Here is a 20038-nt window from a genome sequence, read left to right as displayed (position 1 = left end):
ACGACGCTTCCCGTCAATCGCAAATTGGCTAGAATGCGCGTTTTGCGTAATCAGGCAGACGAGCGATGGCAGGGCGACCTCGGGAATTCGACAAGCAACAGGCGCTGCGCAAGGCGATGCGGTTGTTCTGGGAGCATGGCTACGAGGGCACCTCGATGTCGGCCCTGGTATCCGCGCTGGGCATTGCCTCCGCACGTATCTACGCGGCCTTCGGCAGCAAGCAGCAACTGTTCGAGGAGGCCGTGGCTTTGTACGAGTCAGCCGAGGGCGGCTTCGCCGACCGCGCCCTGGCCCTGCCGGACATCCACCAGGCCCTGGCGCGGATGTTCGAGGACGCCATCAGCACCTACACCCGCGCCGACGAGCCCAGGGGCTGCCTGGTGGTCAGCGCCGCCAGCGGCGTGGCGCCGGACAACCTGGCCGTCCAGCAGTGGTTGTCCGGGCACCGCCGGCAACGCACCGAGTCGATCGTCGAGCGCCTGCGTCTGGCCCGTGAACAAGGGCAACTGCCGGCCGACACGCAGGTCGAGGCACTCGGCCACCTCTATGCCACCTTCCTCCACGGCATTTCCGTGCAGGCCCGCGACGGCGTACCCGCGCACGACCTGCGCGACGCAAGCCGCCAGGCATTGACCCTGCTGCCGAACACCCAGGGCTGACGCGCTCACCTGTAGGAGCGGCCTCGTGCCGCGAAAGGGCTGCGTAGCGGCCCCAGGATTTCAGCTTCGCAGCCGAAATTGCCGGGGCCGCTCTGCGGCCCTTTCGCGGCACGAGGCCGCTCCTACAGGGATCGCGCACGGCCGTTTACCTCGGGCACGGCAAAGCTGTTAGCCTTGCCCTGTTCAGGTCACCACGGACAGCCCATGGCCAACCACAAGATCGAGATCCGCCGGCGCAATGTCGAGAAGATCCTGCAAGCCGCCGAGCAGGTGTTCGCCGACAAGGGCTACGGCGCCACTTCCATGGGCGATATCGCCGAGCTGGCGCAACTGCCGCGCTCCAATCTGCACTACTACTTCAGCACCAAGGACGAGCTGTACCGCGCCGTGCTGCAGGACCTGCTGGATGTATGGAAGCAGGACGCCCTGTGCTTCGAGCACTTCGACGACCCGCGGGTGGTGTTGACCAGCTACATCCGCGCCAAGATGGGACACTCGCGCTCAAGGCCGTTGGGCTCGAAGATCTGGGCCGAGGAGATGCTCCATGGCGCCCCGCTGCTCGGCGCCAGCCTGGACGACATCCTGGTGCCCTGGGCGCAGCTCAAGGAGGCGAAGATCCGCAGTTGGGTCGCGGACCGGCGCATCCTGCCAGTGGAGCCGTCGGCGCTGCTGTACATGATCTGGGCCGCGACCCAGCACTACGCCGACTTCGGTTACCAGGTCAACCTGCTCAATGGCGGCGAGCCGCTGTCCGACCTGGCGTTCGAGCAAGCGGTGCAGACCGTCACCGGCGTCATCCTGCGCGGTATCGGCCTGGAGCCTTAGCGCCCCAGGTGCTCACACAGGAAGTCGATGAACACCCGGGTCTTGTGCGGCACATGGTTGCCGTTGGGGTAGACCACGCTGATCGGCTGCGCCGGCAGACTGTAGTCCGGCAACACCCGCCGCAACTTGCCGGCGACCAGATCCTCCTCGACCAGCCAGGCAGGCAGCACCGCCACTCCCAGCGCGGCGCAGGCCATCGCGCGGATGGCGTGGGACGCATTGGACTGGTAGGCCGCCCTGCCCACCACGCTCGCGCTGCCCGTCCGCGCGCCGTGCAAGGTCCAGCTGGTCGGGCTGCGCAGGTTGCTGTTGGCGATCCAGGGCACATCCGCAAGGTCCGCGGGTTGGGCGATTACATGGCGGGCAAGAAACGCCGGTGAGGCCACCAGCAGAATGTCGTAGTCGGCCAGCTTGCGACTGCGCAGGTTCGAGTCGGTCAGGGCACCGAGGCGCACCACCAGGTCGAGCCGCTCGGCAATCAGGTCGCTCAGCGACGAATCGGTCTCGTAACTGATCGACAGCGCCGGGTAGCGCTCGGCGAACAACGGGATCAGCGGCAGGATGAAGCGCTCGCCGTACTCCCCGGTGGTACTGATGCGCAGCCTGCCCGATACGCCGTTGTGCCGACGCAGCACACTGTCGAAGGCGCCCTCGACATCGCTGACGATCACCTTGAAATCGTCGTAGAAACCCTGGCCGGTTTCGGTCGGGGCGATGGCCCGGGTGCTGCGCGCCAGCAGCGTCACCCCCAGGGCCTGCTCCAGTGCCTTGACGTGCTGGCTGGCCATGGCTTTGCTGATGCCGAGAAAATCCGCCGCCTTGGTGAAGGAGCCGAAATCGACCACCGCCAGAAACGTCTGCACCCGGTTGAGCTGGGTGTGGAGGGCCGTGCGCGGCATTGTTCACTTCCATCAAACAGAGTTTCAAGGGTAGCGACATCGACAGGGACAGTCCACGGCACCTACGCTGCGCGCCGAAAAGGAGTGGCAATGACGTACCGGTATCGCGTGGCAACGATCTTCCTGATGGGCTTCTTCATCGACTGCATCAACCTGTTCATGCCGACCGTGGCGTTGCCGCGGATCGCGGCCGAGTTCGCCATTGGCAATGCCAGCAGCGCCTGGGTCGGCAATGCCTACATGCTCGGGCTGACCCTGGCCGTGCCGGTGAGCACCTGGCTGGCAAGCCGCTGGGGTGCGCGGCGGCTGCTGTGTGCCGCCATGCTGGGGTTCAGCGTGGCCGTGTGGGGCTGCGGCGAAGCCACAAGTTTCGCCGCGCTGATCACCTGGCGCCTGCTCCAGGGCATGGCCGGTGGTTTGCTGATTCCGGTGGGCCAGGCGCTGACTTTCGAGCGGTTCCAGGGCCCGGAGCGCGCCCGCGTGTCCACCCTGGTGATGGCCGTGGCGCTGCTGGCACCGGCGCTGTCGCCCACATTGGGTGGGATGATTGTCGACCATGGCCGCTGGCCGTGGGTCTTCCACTGCAACATTCCGCTGGCCCTGCTGACGGCGGCGCTGGCCTGGGCCTGGATTGACCAGACACCAGGCCCGGCAGCGCCGCGCCCGGACTTCAAGGGATTGCTGCTGGTCAGCGCCGCCCTCGCCTGCCTGCTGCTGGGCCTGTCACTGTACGGCGCCGGCCATGGTGTCGCGCTGGCCAGCGCCTGCCTGCTGGCCGGCTTGTCCTGCGCCCTGCTGTACCGCGCTCACTACCAACGCTCGGCCGGGGGCATCATCGAGCTGAAACTGCTCGGCAGCCCTCGCCTGCGGGTCTCGATGCAGGTCTACCATGCGATCCCTGGGGTGTTCACCGGGGTCAACCTGCTGAACATCTTCTACCTGCAGGACGTGCTGGGCCTGAGCGCCCAGGCCACCGGCCTGTTCATGCTGGTCTATGCCGCCGGGGCCTTCGCCGCCATGCTGCTGGCCGGCCGGCTTTACAACCGCGTCGGTGCCGCCCGCCTGTTGCTGCTCGGCCTGCTCCTGCACAGCCTGGGTATCGGCCTGCTGGTGATGGTCGACGCGCAGACCGATAGCGCCGTGCTGATTGCGGCCTATGGCCTCATGGGCATTGGCGGCGGCATCGGCGCCAACACCGCCCAGACCACCGCGCTGCTCGACTTCAGCGGCAAGCGGATGCAGCAGGCCAGCGTGCTGTGGAACCTCAATCGGCAGATGGCTTTCAGCATTGGGGCCGCCTTGCTGCTGATGATCTTCAACCTGTTGCTGGTGGGCCTGAGTCCACCCGCAGCCTATCACCTGACCTTCACCCTGGCCGCGTTGCTGGGGCTGACGCCACTGCTGGCACTGAACACACTGCCCAAGGAGAACCACGCCCATGCCTGAACACGCGATTGCCCGCGCCGAACGCAGCATTCACCACGTCCATGAACTGATCCAGATGGTCTTCACTCGCCCGGTGGCCGAAACCCAGTCGGTGCTCGGTGGGTTGATGGCGGTGTTCGCCGATGATTTCAGCATGGTTGGTACGACAGGCACGCAGGTCTCCCGCCAGCAGGTCGAACAGTTGTTCAAGGGGGCCGCCGGGACCCGGCCAGGCCTGCAGATCACCGTCAGCGATGTGCAAGTGGTGTGGCAGGCCGGATTGAATGTGGCGATGCGCTACAAGGAAACCCACCATTCGCAGGGCATGGCGCAGGCGCGCTGGTCGCTGGCGTTGCTCGAATGCAGCGACCGCGGGGTGGTGTGGCGCTGCCTGCATGAAACCGCGATTGCCTAGGCGATTGCGCGTCTGCGGTCCCGCGCCAGTCAACCAGACAAGGACGGTTCCACAGCGTCGTGGGTACGCTCGAACTGCAACGGCGTCACCGTGACATGGCCACGCGCCAGTTCCGCCATTTCGCTGCCGGGCTCATCCTCGGTGCGGTGATTGTTCAGCTGCAACCAGTGGTACTCGAAGTGTCGCGGGTCGACCTCGGTACGCACCGAGACGCTGTTCAACGGCCCGACACCCTGGCGCGTCACCTTCAACGGCCGGACAGCCTTCAGGGCACAATCAGGGAAGTTGACGTTGAGGCAGGCATCGACCGGCCACGGCATGTCCAGCACGCCGAGAATCACCTCGGGCGCCAGGTTCAGGCCGATGTCCCAGGGCACCGCGTCGCGGTCGCTGTAGGCCTGGCTGAGGGCGATCGAGCGTACCCCCAGCAGCAGCCCGGTCATCGCCGCGCCGACCGTTCCGGAGAATACGGTTTCAGTGCCCAGGTTCGCCCCACGGTTGATACCGGATAACACAAGGTCAGGCCTGGCGTCCTTGAGCAGATGCCCCAGCGCCAGCGCCACGCAGTCACCCGGCGTGCCGGTGACGGCGAAGCGCCGCTCGCCATGGTTGCTGACCCGCAGCGGGGCGTGCAGGCTCAGCGAATGGGAAGTGCCGCTCTGGTCGCGGTGCGGCGCCACCACCCACACCTCCCTGGCCAGCCGTGCCGCCACCTGTTCCAGCACGGCCAGGCCGGGCGCGTCGATGCCATCGTCGTTGGTCAACAGAATGCGTTCGAATCGGTAGGTCATGGTTCATCCTGTGAAGTTGCCGGTCAAAGGTGCCCCGGCAACGATAGCTCAGACATGCTCCTCCACACGCCCGATGGTGCGCACGCCCTGCTTCCAGTCGAGCCCATCGGCGCAGCTGGCGGCATGGCGACCATTGATGTCCAACGCGGAGGTGAAGAAGAACTGGCCAACCGTCAGCTCGCCCACCGCATGGATCTGCCGGGTGCTGCCAGTCCGGCCCTGCACGCGATAGCTCGTCGGGTCGATGCAGATCCCCCCCTGCGGGTGGCGGGTCACCGTGCCATTTTCCAGCAGCGTGGCGAGCAACGGCGAGTCGAGCAGGCCGGCGTCGCGCGGAGAGCCGATGGCATGGATCAGCCGGTCGTAGACATGGCGCCAGCCGCTGCCCTGCACGACCAACCCGTCGCCGCCCTGCTGCGGCGCGGCGAATGACCCGGCGACGAACTCCAGTTGGCCACTGCGCAGGTAGCTGAGGATCTTGCGCGCATTCTGCGCCGGGATGGAGACCCGATAGGCCATGAAAAAGCTGAAGTACTCGCGCAGGAAGCGCGCCTGCGCGGCATCGTCCAGTGCCTGCCAGATGTCTTCGACGAAACCGTTGGTGGCATAGAGGATCGCCTGCCAGGTCCGTGGTGAGCGCGCATGCTCGAGTTCAGCCTCGATGAAACCGGCGATGTCGGCCGGCGGCGCGGGCATGGGGATCACCGCGCTGGCCTTGCCCGGCTCCTGGAAAGCCAGTTCCTTGCGGAACAGGCCGACCAGGTCGCTGATCTGCAGGCGGCCGTTCTGCGCCACCAGCGCATGGAGGCCTTCGCGGGTGAGGTAGCGCAGCGTGACCGGCTCCTGGGTACCCCGCACCACGGGAAAGTAGCCACTGCGCGAATGCATGCGGATGGGGCCTCTATGCCCCCGCTCGATCAGGGCTATGACGGTGTCGATGGCGCTCAGCCGTGCGCCGACCACCGCCACCCGCTCGTGGGGCGCCACCACGCGCAGCAGGCGGGAAACCGGATACGGCGTATCCAGCACCCGCGGGTCGCCGGACGGCTCCGGCTTCTTGCCCAACGGTCCGCAACACAGCACGACCTTGCCGGTCGGCAGGCTGAGGCCGCAGCGGGTGCGCAGGGTTTCCACGCCATCGATCAGGTCGATGGCGCAGACCTCCGCGTGCAATTGCACCAACTGGCAACCCAGGGTCGCGCCGCGCAGCACGATCTGCTTGAGCTGATGCTGCAGGTAGATGCCGAACAGGGCCCGAGGCGCGAAACCGTCCGCCTCGGGACGAAAATCGGGGTACGCGCGGCGCCAGGCCTGCGGGCTCTGCTGCAACCACTGCAGGAAATGCCCGGGCAGATGCGGGTATGGCGTAATGAGGCCGGTCCTGGTGTTGAGCAGGTTGCTCTCCAGGTCGGCCTCGTAGGCCGCGCCGCGCCCGAAATCATCCCGCTTCTCGAACAGGTGGATGACGCCGGCCGGCGCGCTGCCGGCGGCCACGCGGTCCAGATGGCGTTGCAGGAAGGCGATGGCCGTCGCGCCGCAGCCGACGATTGCAAAGGTGTTTTTCATCAACGTGCGTCCCTCTCCAGTAATGCGTCCCTGTCCACGGATTGCGTTCCAGCCTCAGGCGAGCTCGCCCAGGAAGGCCTTGATGCGCTCGGCACCGCCCAGGACGTTGCCGGCTTCGCCGGAATACGACAGCCGGGCATGCCCCGCCGCGCCGAAGAAACTGCCGGGAATCAGGGCAACGCCGAAGTCCCTGAGCAGTACGTCGCAGAACGACTCGTCATCACTGATCACCTGCCCGCGGAACGACCGGCCCAGCGCCTGGCCGATATCGAGGAACAGGTAGAACGCCCCGGCCGGCTCGCAAAAGCGCAGCAACGGCGTACCGCGCAGCACCTCGAGCAAGGCCTGGCGCTGCCCGGCCAGACGCTGCCGGGCGGCGATGGAGAACGCCTGGTCACCGTCGAGTGCCGCCGTTGCCGCCGCCGCCGCGGGGGCCGGCAGGTTGGAGATCGAGTTGGAGTTGAGCGTGGTGACCGCGTCGGCGATCCGCCGGTCCGCCGCCAGCAAGCCGACCCGCCACCCCGGCATGCCATAGAGTTTGGAGACGCTGTCGATCTTGATGATGCGCCCGGCGAGATCCGGCGCTACCGTCAGCAGGTCGGGACAGCGGTCCATGTCGTAGACGAAGCGCTGGTAGACGTCATCGCAAATGATCCAGACGTCATGCTTGCGCAGCACTTGCGCCAGCCCCTGGAGCTCCTCGACCGAGTACACGGCGCCCGTAGGGTTGCCGGGTGAATTGAGCAGCACCACCCGCACCTGTTCGTCGAGCGCCTGTTCCAGGGCCTGGGGGGACATCTTGTAGCCGCTCTGCGCGGTGCAGCGCACATCGACAACACCCGCCCCGACCAGATCGGCGATATCGAAGTAGGTCGGCCAGCACGGGGTCGACACCAGCAGCTTGTCGCCCGGGCGGATGATCGCCCGCAGCACGCTGAACAGCAGGTGCTTGGCGCCGAGGCCGGCGACCAGGTTGCGTTCGTCGAAATGCATGTGGCCAAGACGCCGCAGGTAACCCAGGTAGGCCTTGAGCAATGCCGGATCGCCACGGCTGGCGCCATAGCCGCCGGTGTCCTCGTGGGCCGCCCGCACTGCCGCCTCGACGATATGGGGCGCCGGCAGGAAGCCGGGCACGCCGACACCCAGGTCGATGACCGGCTGCGGCGCCTCCCTGACCTTCTGCGCCACCCCGAGGATCGGACAGAATCGCGCGAATTCCAGGTCTGCTGAAAGCGTAGGCATGCAGGATTCTCCAGAAGTCCGTTTCAGGCGGCGCGCACGGCCATGCGGCCACGCGCCATGAGCGCGGCCATGTGGGTGGCCGTCGCAGTGATGATGTCGAGATTGCCGGCACTCGGATCGAGGTAGTCCCCCGCCCCCTCGACCCGCACCATGGTGAACAGGCGACCTTCGCTGTAATGCAGGTCGACGATCACCTCGTAGCCCGGCACGGCCTCGCGCACCAGCGCCACGGCCCGCTCCACCTCGCGACGGGTGGCGGCCAGGTCGGCCTGGGCGATCAGTGCCGAGACCGCCGTCTGCATGTAGACATTGGGCTTGGCCGGGTTGATGTTGAGGATCGCCTTGACCTGAGCGCAGCCGGTGAAGCGCCGCAACGCCTGTTCGGTGGTGGTGATGTAGTTGCTCAGGTTGCGGCGGGTGGCGGGGCCTGCGCTTTCGGCGCTGATCGACGACACCACCTCGATGTAGCGCACCCCCGGGTTGGCCCGGGCGATGGCGGCGGCCAGCGGAATCGAGGCCTGCCCCCCACAGGTGATCATGTTGACGTTGCTCGCCCCGGTCAGCTCCAGGCCGTTGAGCGAAGGCACGCACAGTTGACCCAGGGCCGCCGGGGTGAGGTTGATGATCACCTTGCCGGCCTCGATCAGGTGTGGCGCGTGGCGCTCATGGTCGGCGGCCGAGGTGGCGTCGAACACCAGGTCGAACTCGCCGATCCGGGCGAACAGACCGTCGATGCCATCGGCGGTGGTGGCGACCCCGCGCTCCCGGGCGAAGGCCAGGCCCGCGGAGTGCGGGGAACGTCCGGCAACCAGCGTGCAGTCCAGGTCCGGGTGGGCCAGGACCTTGCACAGGATGTCGCAGCCAATGTTGCCGCTGCCGATGATGGCGGTTTTCAGGGACATGAATGCACTCCAGGGTCAGGCAACGGAAGGTTGGGAAAGGCGGCTGGCCACCGAGATGATCAGGTCTTCCTGGCCGGCCACCGCATTGCACTCGGCCAGGGCTTCATAGATTCGCCGTGGTTCGACGCCGAACTCGCTGGCGGCGCGCGCGACATGTTTCTCGAAACCGCTGCACACGCCATACAGGCCACTGATCAGGTTGGCGGTCTTGACGACCGTGGGCGTGCTGACCGGGGCGATGCTCTCCAGCTGCTCGATGGCGCGGCACAGGGCGAAGATGTCCACGCCGGTGGCGAAGCGGTAGCGCTCCAGCACCGCGCACAAGGTCTCCAGCTGGGTGTTGCCGGCGCCGGCGCCGAAGCCGCGCATGCAGCCGTCGACGATGGTCGCCCCGGCCTGGACCGCGGCCAGCGAGTTGGCGATGGCCAGGCCCAGGTTGTTGTGGCCATGGAAGCCCACCGGAATCGACAGTTCGCTGCTGAGCAAGGCAATACGCTCACGGGTGCTGTCCGGATCGAGGTGGCCCGCCGAGTCCATCAGCACAATGGCGTTGGCACCATAGCCCTGTTGTTTCGATGCCTCCTCGAGCAACCGCTCGGGGCTGGCCATGTGGCACATCATCAGTACGCCATGCACATAGGCGCCGTTGCCGCGGGCATGCTCGATATAGCTTTCGGTCACGCTCGCCTCGGTGCAATGGGAGGCGATGCGCAACACCTCGACACCAATCCGCAAGGCGGTATCGATATCGTCGAGCCTGGCGAAGCCTGGAATCATATGGATGCCCAGGCGCGTGCGACTGAGGTTGGCACGCGCCGTCTCGAGCATCTCGGTGTCAGCGTGGCGGGCCAGGCCCAGTTGCAGGGACGATGCCCCCAGGCCGTTGCCGTGGCCCACCTCGACCACGCTCAGGCCGCAGCCGTCTACGGCACGGCAATAGGCGGCGATATCCTCCAGGCTCAACGAATGGGAAACGGCATGGTTGCCGTCGCGCAGGGTCGGATCATGAATGGCGATTGCAGCGGTCATCGAGATCGAGTCCTTGTGATCGAAGGTTCAGTTGCGTGGAGCGTCGGCAGCCGGCTCGGGCTGGAGCAGCCGCTTGGGCAGGAACGCCGGCGAGATATGGATGATCGACATGCGCACCACGTGGTTGAGCATGACGAAGGCAGGGTCGAGCTTGAGCAACAGGGCTGCCGCGGTCATCACCTCGACACCGCCCGGCACCCAGGACATGAACAGCGCCAGGAAGGGCTTGCCGGTGATCTGGGCGGCGAGCGCGGCCACCAGCAAGGTGGTGCAGAACGTCAGCGTGGTCACCACCAGGCCAGCACGCACGTATCGCAGCACGTCCCCCAGGGTGATGTCGCGCAGGCGGATGCCGATCAAGCCGCCCAGCAGGATCAACGCCACCATCGCCACCGGGTCGGGCACATGCAGGTTGAACTGGGGCATGCCGATGTTCACCGCGGCGGCGCACACCAGCCCGGTCAGCATGTAGGGCGCAGGCACGTCCAGACGTTCCAGCAAGTAGCCGGCAACGACCGCGACGACCGCGACCGGCACGATGCGCAGGTAGTCGCCCAGGGTTCCGGCCGCATGCGCCGCGCTGTCGCCATGGCCACCGGCGATCAGGGTGACCACCAGCAACAGCGCGAGCAGGCGGACGATGTGCACGAAGGCGATGCGTCCGGAGGCCGGCCCCTCTTCCCCCGACACCGTCATCACCGCCGCCATGGCGCCCGGGATGGCACTGAGCAGGCTTTCGATATGGCCCCACTTCTCCATGCGTCGCAGCCAGTTGTAGCCCACCAGGATCTGCGTGGTCATGCACACCAGCAGCCCGAGCAGGATGCTGACGTCGGTGAGCTCGTGCATCATCGAGGCGGTGACCGTGGAGCCGACGCTGATGCCGAGCAGCAACTGCACGGTGGCCACGAACGGAAACGGCATGCGCATGCGCACGCCCCACTTGCTCAGCGCCGTGACCGCGCAGATGGCGCCGATCAGTTCACCGAGCGGCAGCCCGGTGAGAAATCCCAGCCAGGCGCCCAGGGCCGCGACCGGAATGGGGATGAGGCTCTCGATCAAAGGTTTCATGGCATCGTCACCTGTCTGCAGGCATGACCGTCCCGACTGGCGGCACGGTCAGCAAAAGTGATGGAGGAACGGGACGGATCAGCGGCTAGACGGCGGCCGCTTCGTTGCCCGCCCAGTCGCAGCTTTCGTGGAACCAGCGCTCGACTTCGCCAAGGCGCAATTGCAGTTCACGCTCGTTGCGCCCGGCGACGATGGCGTTGAGGATTTCCGAGTTGGTGAACTCCATCGACCGGTAGGCGGTCATCCGGCTCGCCGAGATGCGGTACTCCAGCACGCCGTCGAGCGGGCAGTCGCTCGGCACCTCGCGCAACAGGCCGACCCGCGGTGGAATGCTGATGTGCCCGACCATCTGCCGCGGCTCGATCATGGCCGCCGGACGATACTCGGGATCGCGCAGCGCGCGCAGGAAGCTCATGCGCGGGTCCAGGCCCCAGGCATGGCTGATCTCCTGGTTGAAGAACACCCCGCCCAGCCGCGAAGCGATTTCGCACAGGACGATCTCGCCCGCGTCGGTGACGAACAGTTCGAGGTGGAACAGCAGGGTCGGCTCGGAAGGCAACACGTCCTCGACCAGCGCGCGGGCGTAGCGCACCAGCTTGTCGCGCATCGGATTGCCGGCATCGAGCATGTGCAGGTCGTGGGCCTTGCCGCCGAGGAAGTCCAGCGCCGAGGTCATCACCCGTACCGGCGACACCAGGATCGGCTTGCCGTCGATGTACAGGCCGTTGACGATGTAGTGGCTGCCCCGCACATAGCGCTCGATCATCAGGTTGTGGAAAGTGGTGGCGCCGCGCGCGGCCAGCCACTGGCGCAGCTGCGGCAGGTCCCTGAGCACTTCCACGCCGTTCGAGCCACGACCATCGCGCGGTTTGACCACCACCGGGAAGCCGTGTTGCTCACTGAACTGGATCGCCCCGGTGGCGTGGGTCAGCGGCGCCATGTCGGCGACGGCGAAACCACGGTCGCGGGCCCGCTGCTTCATGAAGAACTTGTCGCGATAGAACATCGCGCGCCCCTCGGCGCCCTGGCTGACACCCAGTCGGTCATTGATGCGCGCCACCCGCAGCACGTCGATCTCGGCCAGTGCCACGCACAGCGGATCGCGCATCTCGCGGGCCATGTCATGGACATCCACCTCGACCAGCGCGTTGTCGTTGAAATAGTCGAACAACCGGTACGCCACCTGTTCGCCAAGGTGCGCGGTGATTTCCTGGGCGCGGGAGTTGCAGCTCAGCAGCATGCCTCCCGGCCCTAGCGCGTCGGCCCAGCTTTGCGCGCTGTGCTGGAGAATGATCTTGGGGGGACAGAAGACGATCAGCTGCATGGGGCGTTCCTTGCGTGCTTACATGAGTCAGAAAGTGACCAGGCATCAGGGCCAGGCTCACCAATGATTCTGCTGAGGAGTCGGTGGCCGATGCCAATACCGATTCAGTCGTTATTGATACTCCTCGCCTTGCCCGCGCAGGCGGTTTGCAAGGCGCGCGAAAGCGCTGCCATGTCGGGGAACATGGCAGGCGACTTTCACGCAGGATTCAGCCGGTCAGATCAGGCAGGCGGCGCAGTCGCGCATCACCTCGGCCTTGCGCTGCAGGTACTGGGCAAAGACTTCACGGGCCGTGGTCCTGTCCACCGCGATGCCCATGGCCTTGACGAAGGCCTCGACCGCCTCGACCGCGTGGGCGAAATGATTGCTCTCGGTCCCCCCGGTATGCACGGTGACCCAGGCCACGGTCTTGCGCACCTGCTCGGGCGGGACACCCATGTCGCGCTCGAACCAGCGGGTGTACAGCGGATGGATGTACTCCACCTCACCGTGGGTGTAGACCTCATGCACCAGCGTGGTCAGCAGGCCCTGGAGCAGGTCGCGATCACGCAGGCGGCGGGCATCGGTCCAGTCCTTGAACGCCTGCGCCGACGGCAGGCAGTTTTCCTTGAGCAACCACTGGTCGTCGCCGCAGAGGGGCGTGGCCATGTTGTAGAACAGGTCGGCATGCAAGGTGTTGCCCAGCGCCCCCAGGTCCTCGTCGGTGATCCGCTGCAGACTGCCACACACCTGGTAGATCTGCTGCGCCGCGGCGCTGCCCTGCTCGGAACGCACCAGCAGGGTCAGGCGATTGGCCAGGCCGGAGACGCTGGCGGCTGAATTGTTGGTCTTCGACCAACTGGCGAAGAACTTGCGCAACGCCGCGGCGCCATGGCGCCGCGAAGTCAGCACCTGGAACGCCTGCTCGATGTCGACCAGCGCGGCCTCCTGGTTGCGGAACTCATCCCATAGCGCCTGTTTCAGCACACCGGCAGGCATCTCCTGCAACACCGGTTCAATCACATACAGCAACTGGCTGTGCACGGTCGGCAAGTTACTCACGGTCATCTCACTCTTTTCCTTGTTGGATGATGATGTAGCGCGTTGAGGAAGCGATTCATTGCAATGGCTGGACCGCCGGCCCACGGACCGGCGCCACCCGCCAGCTGCCCCGCGCGATCAGCAGCGGCAGCAGCTGGAACACCACGATCAGGGCGACGCAGCCGCCCCACCCCCAGCGTTCCCACAGCCCGCCGGGCACGAAGGCGCCGAAGCTGCCACCCAGGTAGTAGCAGCTCAGGTACAGGCCGACCGCGGCGGATTTCTGCCGTGGCGCCTGGGCGGTGATGAAGGCATTGGCAGCGGCCTGGGCGAGAAACACGCCGGTGGAGCTGAGCGCCAGGCCCAGCACGATCAACCACAGCGACGCGGACAGGGTCAGGGCCGAGCCGGCGATGCCCAGGCAACCGGCTACCCGCACCAGGTCGGCATGGGGCCGCGCCTTGCTCAGGCGCCCGGCCAGCGGCACCACCACCAGCGCCAGCAGGAACACGGCGTAGATGGCACCCAGCGCGGCGGTACCCAGGGCAAACGGGGCCTCGCTCAGGTGCAGGCCGACATAGGTGAAGGTCGCGACCTGGGCAAACAAGACGCAGAACCCCACGGCATAGGCCCCCAGCAATGGCCTGCTGGCGAGTTCGCCAAGCGCCAGCGGCTCGCGCCTGGCTGCGGGTGGATTGCGCGGCAACAGCAGCGCGATACCCAGCGCGACCGCCAGGCTGAGCCCCGCCTGGACCGTCAATGCCACGCGCCAGTCGGCAAGCTCGGTGACCAGACCGGTGAGGAAACGCCCACAGAAACCGCCGAAGATCGTGCCGGCAACATAGACGCTGGTCATTTCGGTCACAGCACCGCCCTGCCAGCGCACGCCGATGTAGGCCACGCTGGTGGCGAACACCATCGGGATGAACATCCCCTGCACCGAACGCCACAGCAGGAATTCGCCATAGCTGCCCGCCCACGCCGCCAACAATGCAGGCAGCGCCAGCAACAGCGCCGCCCCGGCGATGACCCGGTGCTGTTCGCCGCGTGCCGTCAGCCAGCCGACAAAAGGCGCGGTCAAGGCCACGGCGAGGATGGTCACGGTAATGCTCCAACTGGCCTGGCGCAGCGTTACCGGAAAAGCCCGGGTCAGTTCCGTGAGCAGGCCCTGGGTGGAATAGAGGTTGAGAAATGCGGCACATCCGCCAAGAAATAGGGCAATTCGGGGGAAATCGGCGGGAAAACGCATACAAACACTCGTAAAAAATTGTTACAGGTTTATAAGGTAGGACGAACTTTGGATCCAATACCTATTCCCGACCGATTGATACTCAAGGATGAACATGATGGATTTGCGCCGTCTGCGCTGTTTCCTGGTTGTCAGCGAGGAATTGCACTTCGGCCGAGCGGCAGCGCGCCTGCACATGGCCCAGCCGCCGCTGACCCGACAGATATCGGCCCTGGAGACGGAGCTCGGGTTTCGCCTGTTCGACCGCAGCACCCGCAACGTCAGCCTTACCACCGCGGGCCGTCACCTGCTGCCCTACGCCCGCGGCGTGCTCGAACAGGTCGACCTGACCACGGCGATCACCAGCAAGCTGGCGGCGGGCTCGGCCGGCCAACTGACGGTCGGCTACGCCAGTTCGATCGCCCTGTCGGACACCTTCAGCCATACCATCCAGGCGTTCTGCTCGAAGTACCCGGATGTGCAACTGAATGTGGAGGAAGGTGCTTCCAGCACCCAGTGGACGCAACTGATCGAAGGCCGCCTGGATATCGGCATGAGCCGCATGCGCCCATCAGGTGACGATCCTCAGGTCCAGGCCATCTGTGTGGACAACGAGCCACTGGTCGCGGCCGTTCCCAGCGACAGCCCCCTCGCCCAGCAGTTGCAGGTCAGCCTGGCCGAGCTCGGCGAACTGCCGCTGATCACCTTCCCCCCGGACTACGGCTCGGGCTTGAACGAAATCATCCTCGGCCTGTACCGCCGCCACGGGCTGACGCCGCGCCCGGCGCCAAGCGGTCGGCAGATCACCTCGATCATCGCCCTGGTTGCCGCGGGTCGTGGTGTCGCGGTGGTGCCGCAGTGCACCCGGACCTTGGTCAGGCGTGGCGTGTCCTACCTGCCGCTGGCCGAGCCCGGCGCCTGCGCGCCGCTGCTGGTGCTGACCCGCAGGCACGAGCGCAGCCCGCTGGTGCGGGCGTTTGTCGAGGTGATCGAGCAGACCTTGCGCGGCGGTCTGGCCGGGTAGACGAAAACTTCGTGGGAGCGGGCTTGCCCCGCGATAGCGTTCGACCTGCGTCCAACGCTATCGCGGGGCAAGCCCGCTCCCATGAGAGAACTGCATGAGGTCTGCCTTGCGCCGACCTCAACCCGCCTCGCGATAGGGATTACGGGGATCCTGCGTCCAGTTCATGTACGGCTTGCCGGTGTCCTGCGCCTGCATGTCGATGCAGCCCTCCACCGGGCAGGTGATCTGGCACAGGTTGCAGCCGACGCACTCGGCCTCGATCACGCTGTAGGCGTGGGTGCCGTCGGCCTTGAGGGTGCTGGCGATGGCCTGGTGGGAGGTGTCCTCGCAGGCGATGTGGCAGCGCCCGCAGCCGATGCAGGCGTCCTGGTCGATGTGCGCCACCGACTGGTAGTTGATGTCCAGGTACTTCCAGTCGGTGGTGTGCCCCACGGCCTGGCCGCGAAACGCCTCGAGGTTGCGGTGGCCGTGCTGGTCCATCCAGCGCGCCAGGCCGTCCTTCATGTCGTCGACGATGCGAAAGCCGTGCAGCATCGCCGCCGTGCATACCTGCACCGCGCCACTGCCCAGGGCGATGAACTCGGCGGCGTCGCGCCAGGTGCCGATGCCGCCGATGCCGCAGATCGGCAGCCCATGGGTCTCCGGGTCACGGGCGATTTCCGCGACCATGTTCAGGGCAATCGGCTTGACCGCCGAACCGCAATAGCCGCCATGGGTGCTCTGGTCGCCGACGATGGGGTGGGCGACCATGCGGTCGAGGTCGACGCTGGTGATCGAGTTGATGGTGTTGATCAATGACACCGCATCCGCCCCGCCCCGGTGCGCGGCGCGCGCCGACTGGCGGATGTCGGTGATGTTGGGGGTGAGCTTGACGATCACCGGCAGCGCGCAGTGGGTCTTGCACCAGCGGGTGACCATCTCCACGTACTCCGGCACCTGGCCGACGGCCGCGCCCATGCCGCGCTCGGGCATGCCGTGGGGGCAGCCAAAATTGAGCTCGATGCCGTCGGCGCCGGTGGCTTCCACCAGCGGCAGGATGAACTTCCAGGATTCTTCGATACACGGCACCATCAGCGACACGATCAGTGCGCGATCGGGCCAGTCCTTCTTCACCTGGGTGATCTCGCGCAGGTTGATCTCCAGCGAGCGGTCGGTGATCAGCTCGATGTTGTTGATGCCCTGCACCTGGCGGTTGGCGCCGAAGTGCGCCGAGTAGCGCGACGACACGTTGACCGCCGCCGGATCCTCGCCCAGGGTCTTCCACACCACCCCGCCCCACCCGGCCTCGAAGGCGCGGACCACGTTGTAGGCTTTGTCGGTGGGTGGCGCGGAGGCCAGCCAGAACGGATTGGGTGCCTTGATGCCGGCGAATTCGATGGACAGGTCGGCCATTTACGCAGCCTCCACGTTGAGCATGAGTTGGGCATGAATGGCTTCGGCGGCCAGCTTGCCATGTTGCACGGCCTGGACGGTGAGGTCCTGGCCCAGCGCGGTGCAGTCGCCGCCGGCGTAGATGCCGGGGACCGAGGTCTGCATATGCGCGTCCACCTGGATGCGCTCGCCGTCGCGGGCCAGTTGCGCCGCCAGCGGGTCAGCCAGGCTTGCGTCGTCGAAGCGTTGGCCGATGGCCTTGAAGATCGCGTCGGCGGCCAGCTCGAAGGTCTCGCCGGTATCGCCCAGGCGTCCGTCGATCAGTTGCGTGTGTGCGAAGCGCATGCCGCGCACACGCCCGGTATCATCCAGCAGCACGGCATCGGGCCGGGCCCAGGTGTGCAGACGCACCTGGTTGTGCTTGGCAATCTCCTGCTCATGGTCGGTGGCGCCCATGTCGGACACGCCACGGCGGTAGACCAGGTTGACGTCGCGGGCGCCCAGGCAACTCATCTGCACGGCCATGTCGATGGCGGTGTTGCCGGCGCCTAGCACCAAGCAGCGGTCGGCCAGCGGCAGCTGGGTGAGGTCGTCGGCCTGGCGCAGCTCGCGGATGTACTCGGTGGCGGCGAGCAGGCCTGGCGCGTCTTCGTCCGCCAGGCCCAGCTGGCGCACGGCAGCCAGGCCCAGGCCGAGGAACACCGCGTCGTACTGGGCATGCAGCTCGCCCAGCGACAGGTTGGCGCCCAGGCGCTGGCCATGGCGGATCTCGATACCGCCGATACCCAGCAGGAATTCCACTTCGCGCTGGGCGTAGTCGTCCACCAGCTTGTAGCGGGCGATGCCGTATTCGTTGAGGCCACCGGCTTTCTCCCGCGCCTCGAAGATCACCACGTCATGGCCGTGCATGGCCAGGCGGTGCGCGCAAGACAGCCCGGCGGGGCCGGCGCCGACCACGGCGATACGCTTGCCGCTGGCCGGCGAGCGCTGGAACGGATGCTCGGTGAAGCCGGCGTGGTCCAGGGCGTAGCGCTGCAGCTGGCCGATCAGCACCGGCGCGCATTCCTGGGCGTTGTTGCGCACGCAGGCCTGCTGGCAGAGGATCTCGGTCGGGCACACCCGGGCGCAGCTGCCGCCGAGGATGTTGGCCGAGAGGATGCGCTCGGCGGCGCCCTGCAGGTTCTCGTCACTGATGCGGTGGATGAACGAGGGGATGTCGATTTCGCTGGGGCACGCATTGACGCAGGGCGCGTCGTAGCAGTACAGGCAGCGCGCGCTTTCGACGGCGGCCTGACGGGCGGTGAGCGGGGGCGCGAGGTCGCTGAAGGCCTCGGCCAGCTGGTCGGCGCCGGCCCGGGGGCGCGGCAAGTGGTTCAGGGCATCGATCACGGTGAGTAGCCTCTTTTTTATAGGTGCAGGCATGGCTCAACGTGGGAGCGGGCTTGCCCCGCGATGGCGGCCATGGTCATCGCGGGACAAGCCCGCTCCCACGCAGATCAGGGCATCAGCGCGAAACGGGGGTCGGTTTTTGGTGCTCGGCCCGGCGCTCCAGCACCTCGTACACCGACGGATACGCCGGCCGCTCCACGTAGCGCCCCGCGCCCGGCTCGGCACGCAGGTCGCCATCGGCCCAGAGCACCCTGCCCTGGCTGATGGTGTGGCTGGGGATGCCGCGCACGGTGCGGCCTTCGAAGATGTTGAAGTCGACCCGCTGGTGATGGGTCTGGGCGCTGATCGTGCGCGTGCCCTGCGGATCCCACAGCACCAGGTCGGCGTCGGCACCGACGCGGATGGCGCCCTTGCGCGGGTACAGGTTGAAGATCTTCGCGGTATTGGTGGAGGTCAGCGCGACGAACTCGTGGATCGACAGGCGCCCGCTGTTCACCCCGGCATCCCACAGCACCGCCATGCGGTCCTCGATGCCGGCGGTGCCGTTGGGAATGCGGCTGAAGTCGTCGCGGCCCATGGCCTTCTGCTCTGCGCAGAAGCAGCAGTGGTCGGTGGCCGTGGTGTGCAGGTTGCCCGACTGCAGGCCCCCCCACAGTGCGTCCTGGTGCTCGCGCGGGCGGAACGGCGGGCTCATCACGTAGCCGGCGGCGGTGGCCCAGTCCGGGTCGCGGTAGACGCTGTCGTCCAGCAGCAGGTGGCCCGGCAGCACCTCGCCGTACACCGGCTGGCCCTTGGCCCGGGCATAGGTGATCTCGTCCAGCGCCTCGCGGCTGGAGACATGCACCAGGTACAGCGGCGTGCCGAGGGTCTCGGCGATGCGAATGGCGCGGCTGGCGGCCTCGCCCTCCACCTGCGACGGGCGCGACAGCGGATGCGCCTCGGGCCCGGTCAGGCCCTGGGCCAGCAGTTTCTTCTGCAGGTGATAGACCAGCTCGCCGTTCTCGGCGTGCACCGTCGGCACCGCGCCCAGTTGCAGGCAGCGTTCGAAGCTGGCCACCAGGGTGTCGTCGGCGGCCATGATCGCGTTCTTGTAGGCCATGAAGTGCTTGAAGCTGTTCACCCCATGCTTGGCCACCAGCTCGCCCATCTCCTCGGCCACCTGCTCGCTCCACCAGGTGATGGCGACGTGGAAGCCGTAGTCGCTGGCGCTCTTCTGCGCCCAGCCGCGCCAGGTGTGGAACGCCTCGAGCAGCGATTGCTGCGGGTTGGGGATGACGAAGTCGATGATCGAGGTGGTGCCCCCGGCCAAGCCTGCGGCGGTGCCGCTGAAGAAGTCCTCGCTGGCCACCGTGCCCATGAACGGCAGTTGCATGTGGGTATGCGGATCGATGCCACCGGGCATCAGGTACTGGCCAGAACCGTCGAGGACTTCGCAATCGGTGGGGGTTTCGAGGTGGCTGCCGATGGCGCGGATCAGGCCATCGACACACAGGACATCTGCACGGTAGCTCTCTTCATGGGTAACCACGGTGGCGCCACGGATCAACAGGGACATGCCGTTTTCCTCGCAGGCTGACCGGTCTTCTGGCCGGTTCTTGGAATTGTTTCGGGCCGGGCGCTGGAGGCGATTCGTTCAATCCTGTCAGGCCTGACAAGAATCGAGGCTAGTATCTGATCGGATATTGATCAAGAAAAAATATATGCAAATATCTTATTTTGTATCTTATTGATTATTAACAATAATTTATCAAAATCACCAAAATGTGACACCCCTTCACCATTTTGACGCACTTGACAGGAAGCCAAATTGGTCAAGATTTCCTATGCAAAATCAGCTGTTTGTTTCCTGGCTGGATGG

General features: G+C 66.3%; 18 protein-coding genes. 5 read left to right on the top strand and 13 right to left on the bottom strand.

Annotated elements, in window-relative coordinates:
• The first annotated feature begins 65 nt into the window (after positions 1–65).
• Both NMG10_RS20915 and NMG10_RS20910 read left to right on the top strand, forming a co-directional pair.
• The gene (locus tag NMG10_RS20915) at positions 66–659 is read left to right on the top strand and encodes a TetR/AcrR family transcriptional regulator (RefSeq protein ID WP_254465069.1); all 594 of its coding nucleotides are present in this window, start codon (positions 66–68) and stop codon (positions 657–659) included.
• 204 nt (positions 660–863) lie between these two features.
• Complete coding sequence (locus NMG10_RS20910; RefSeq protein WP_203652183.1) at positions 864–1484, top strand: TetR/AcrR family transcriptional regulator; 621 nt, start codon at positions 864–866, stop codon at positions 1482–1484.
• Here the strand turns inward: NMG10_RS20910 and NMG10_RS20905 are convergent.
• Positions 1481–2383 (bottom strand): LysR family transcriptional regulator, encoded by a 903-nt coding sequence (locus NMG10_RS20905; protein WP_254465068.1) that lies wholly within the window; start codon positions 2381–2383, stop codon positions 1481–1483. The two genes, NMG10_RS20910 and NMG10_RS20905, sit on opposite strands and share 4 nt — an antisense overlap.
• A 90-nt stretch (positions 2384–2473) precedes the next feature.
• On the opposite strand from NMG10_RS20905, the gene NMG10_RS20900 reads away from it, so the two are divergent.
• Both NMG10_RS20900 and NMG10_RS20895 read left to right on the top strand, forming a co-directional pair.
• Entirely contained in the window at positions 2474–3829 is a 1356-nt protein-coding gene (locus tag NMG10_RS20900; protein ID WP_254465067.1) for an MFS transporter, read from the top strand.
• Entirely contained in the window at positions 3822–4223 is a 402-nt protein-coding gene (locus tag NMG10_RS20895; protein ID WP_254465066.1) for a DUF4440 domain-containing protein, read from the top strand. The genes NMG10_RS20900 and NMG10_RS20895 overlap by 8 nt, the downstream gene beginning before the upstream one ends.
• Before the next feature lie 29 nt (positions 4224–4252).
• Here the strand turns inward: NMG10_RS20895 and surE are convergent, their stop codons facing one another.
• The 9 genes from surE to NMG10_RS20850 form a co-directional block, all read right to left on the bottom strand.
• Complete coding sequence (surE, locus tag NMG10_RS20890) at positions 4253–5014, bottom strand: 5'/3'-nucleotidase SurE (protein ID WP_254465065.1); 762 nt, start codon at positions 5012–5014, stop codon at positions 4253–4255.
• Positions 5015–5062: 48 nt separating this feature from the next.
• Complete coding sequence (locus NMG10_RS20885) at positions 5063–6580, bottom strand: FAD/NAD(P)-binding protein (RefSeq protein ID WP_254465064.1); 1518 nt, start codon at positions 6578–6580, stop codon at positions 5063–5065.
• 54 nt (positions 6581–6634) lie between these two features.
• Entirely contained in the window at positions 6635–7822 is a 1188-nt protein-coding gene (locus NMG10_RS20880; protein WP_254465063.1) for a pyridoxal phosphate-dependent aminotransferase, read from the bottom strand.
• Positions 7823–7845: 23 nt separating this feature from the next.
• Complete coding sequence (locus tag NMG10_RS20875; RefSeq protein WP_254465062.1) at positions 7846–8724, bottom strand: acetaldehyde dehydrogenase (acetylating); 879 nt, start codon at positions 8722–8724, stop codon at positions 7846–7848.
• 15 nt (positions 8725–8739) lie between these two features.
• A complete protein-coding gene (gene dmpG, locus NMG10_RS20870; protein WP_254465061.1) occupies positions 8740–9753 on the bottom strand; it encodes a 4-hydroxy-2-oxovalerate aldolase in 1014 nt (337 codons plus the stop codon).
• Between the two features lie 27 nt (positions 9754–9780).
• Positions 9781–10824 carry an AbrB family transcriptional regulator gene (locus NMG10_RS20865; RefSeq protein ID WP_203652167.1) on the bottom strand — a complete coding sequence of 348 codons (1044 nt, stop codon included), beginning with the start codon at positions 10822–10824 and terminating at the stop codon, positions 9781–9783.
• 85 nt (positions 10825–10909) lie between these two features.
• On the bottom strand, positions 10910–12148 hold the full coding sequence (locus tag NMG10_RS20860; protein ID WP_232857478.1) for an acetyl-CoA carboxylase biotin carboxylase subunit family protein: 1239 nt from the start codon (positions 12146–12148) through the stop codon (positions 10910–10912).
• Positions 12149–12364: 216 nt separating this feature from the next.
• Positions 12365–13189, bottom strand: coding sequence for a hypothetical protein (locus NMG10_RS20855; RefSeq protein WP_254465071.1), 825 nt, complete (start codon positions 13187–13189; stop codon positions 12365–12367).
• A gap of 55 nt (positions 13190–13244) precedes the next feature.
• The gene (locus tag NMG10_RS20850; protein ID WP_234562864.1) at positions 13245–14417 is read right to left on the bottom strand and encodes an MFS transporter; all 1173 of its coding nucleotides are present in this window, start codon (positions 14415–14417) and stop codon (positions 13245–13247) included.
• Positions 14418–14511: 94 nt separating this feature from the next.
• Between NMG10_RS20850 and NMG10_RS20845 the strand changes: the two genes are divergently transcribed.
• Positions 14512–15420 carry a LysR family transcriptional regulator gene (locus tag NMG10_RS20845; protein WP_232857482.1) on the top strand — a complete coding sequence of 303 codons (909 nt, stop codon included), beginning with the start codon at positions 14512–14514 and terminating at the stop codon, positions 15418–15420.
• A 117-nt stretch (positions 15421–15537) separates the two neighbouring features.
• Here NMG10_RS20845 and preA read toward each other — a convergent pair whose 3' ends face one another.
• The 3 genes from preA to hydA form a co-directional block, all read right to left on the bottom strand.
• Entirely contained in the window at positions 15538–16812 is a 1275-nt protein-coding gene (preA, locus tag NMG10_RS20840) for an NAD-dependent dihydropyrimidine dehydrogenase subunit PreA (protein ID WP_203652156.1), read from the bottom strand.
• A complete protein-coding gene (locus NMG10_RS20835; protein ID WP_254465060.1) occupies positions 16813–18180 on the bottom strand; it encodes an NAD(P)-dependent oxidoreductase in 1368 nt (455 codons plus the stop codon).
• Between the two features lie 115 nt (positions 18181–18295).
• A complete protein-coding gene (gene hydA / locus NMG10_RS20830; RefSeq protein WP_254465059.1) occupies positions 18296–19735 on the bottom strand; it encodes a dihydropyrimidinase in 1440 nt (479 codons plus the stop codon).
• Positions 19736–20038 lie beyond the last annotated feature (303 nt).

Origin of the sequence: Pseudomonas sp. DVZ6 (assembly GCF_024259445.1) — a bacterium.
Taxonomy (GTDB): Bacteria; Pseudomonadota; Gammaproteobacteria; order Pseudomonadales; family Pseudomonadaceae; genus Aquipseudomonas; species Aquipseudomonas peradeniyensis.
The sequence above is the reverse complement of the archived record's forward strand: the minus strand, read 5'-3'. Positions and strand labels throughout refer to the sequence as shown.

Coding starts and splice junctions, on each gene's coding strand:
- preA (WP_203652156.1), bottom strand. CDS start 16,812: ATGGCCGACCTGTCCATCGAATTCGCCGGCATCAAGGCACCCAATCCG.
- dmpG (WP_254465061.1), bottom strand. CDS start 9,753: ATGACCGCTGCAATCGCCATTCATGATCCGACCCTGCGCGACGGCAAC.
- NMG10_RS20875 (WP_254465062.1), bottom strand. CDS start 8,724: ATGTCCCTGAAAACCGCCATCATCGGCAGCGGCAACATTGGCTGCGAC.
- NMG10_RS20895 (WP_254465066.1), top strand. CDS start 3,822: ATGCCTGAACACGCGATTGCCCGCGCCGAACGCAGCATTCACCACGTC.
- hydA (WP_254465059.1), bottom strand. CDS start 19,735: ATGTCCCTGTTGATCCGTGGCGCCACCGTGGTTACCCATGAAGAGAGC.
- NMG10_RS20905 (WP_254465068.1), bottom strand. CDS start 2,383: ATGCCGCGCACGGCCCTCCACACCCAGCTCAACCGGGTGCAGACGTTT.
- NMG10_RS20915 (WP_254465069.1), top strand. CDS start 66: ATGGCAGGGCGACCTCGGGAATTCGACAAGCAACAGGCGCTGCGCAAG.
- surE (WP_254465065.1), bottom strand. CDS start 5,014: ATGACCTACCGATTCGAACGCATTCTGTTGACCAACGACGATGGCATC.
- NMG10_RS20880 (WP_254465063.1), bottom strand. CDS start 7,822: ATGCCTACGCTTTCAGCAGACCTGGAATTCGCGCGATTCTGTCCGATC.
- NMG10_RS20865 (WP_203652167.1), bottom strand. CDS start 10,824: ATGAAACCTTTGATCGAGAGCCTCATCCCCATTCCGGTCGCGGCCCTG.
- NMG10_RS20900 (WP_254465067.1), top strand. CDS start 2,474: ATGACGTACCGGTATCGCGTGGCAACGATCTTCCTGATGGGCTTCTTC.
- NMG10_RS20885 (WP_254465064.1), bottom strand. CDS start 6,580: ATGAAAAACACCTTTGCAATCGTCGGCTGCGGCGCGACGGCCATCGCC.
- NMG10_RS20845 (WP_232857482.1), top strand. CDS start 14,512: ATGATGGATTTGCGCCGTCTGCGCTGTTTCCTGGTTGTCAGCGAGGAA.
- NMG10_RS20860 (WP_232857478.1), bottom strand. CDS start 12,148: ATGCAGCTGATCGTCTTCTGTCCCCCCAAGATCATTCTCCAGCACAGC.
- NMG10_RS20910 (WP_203652183.1), top strand. CDS start 864: ATGGCCAACCACAAGATCGAGATCCGCCGGCGCAATGTCGAGAAGATC.
- NMG10_RS20850 (WP_234562864.1), bottom strand. CDS start 14,417: ATGCGTTTTCCCGCCGATTTCCCCCGAATTGCCCTATTTCTTGGCGGA.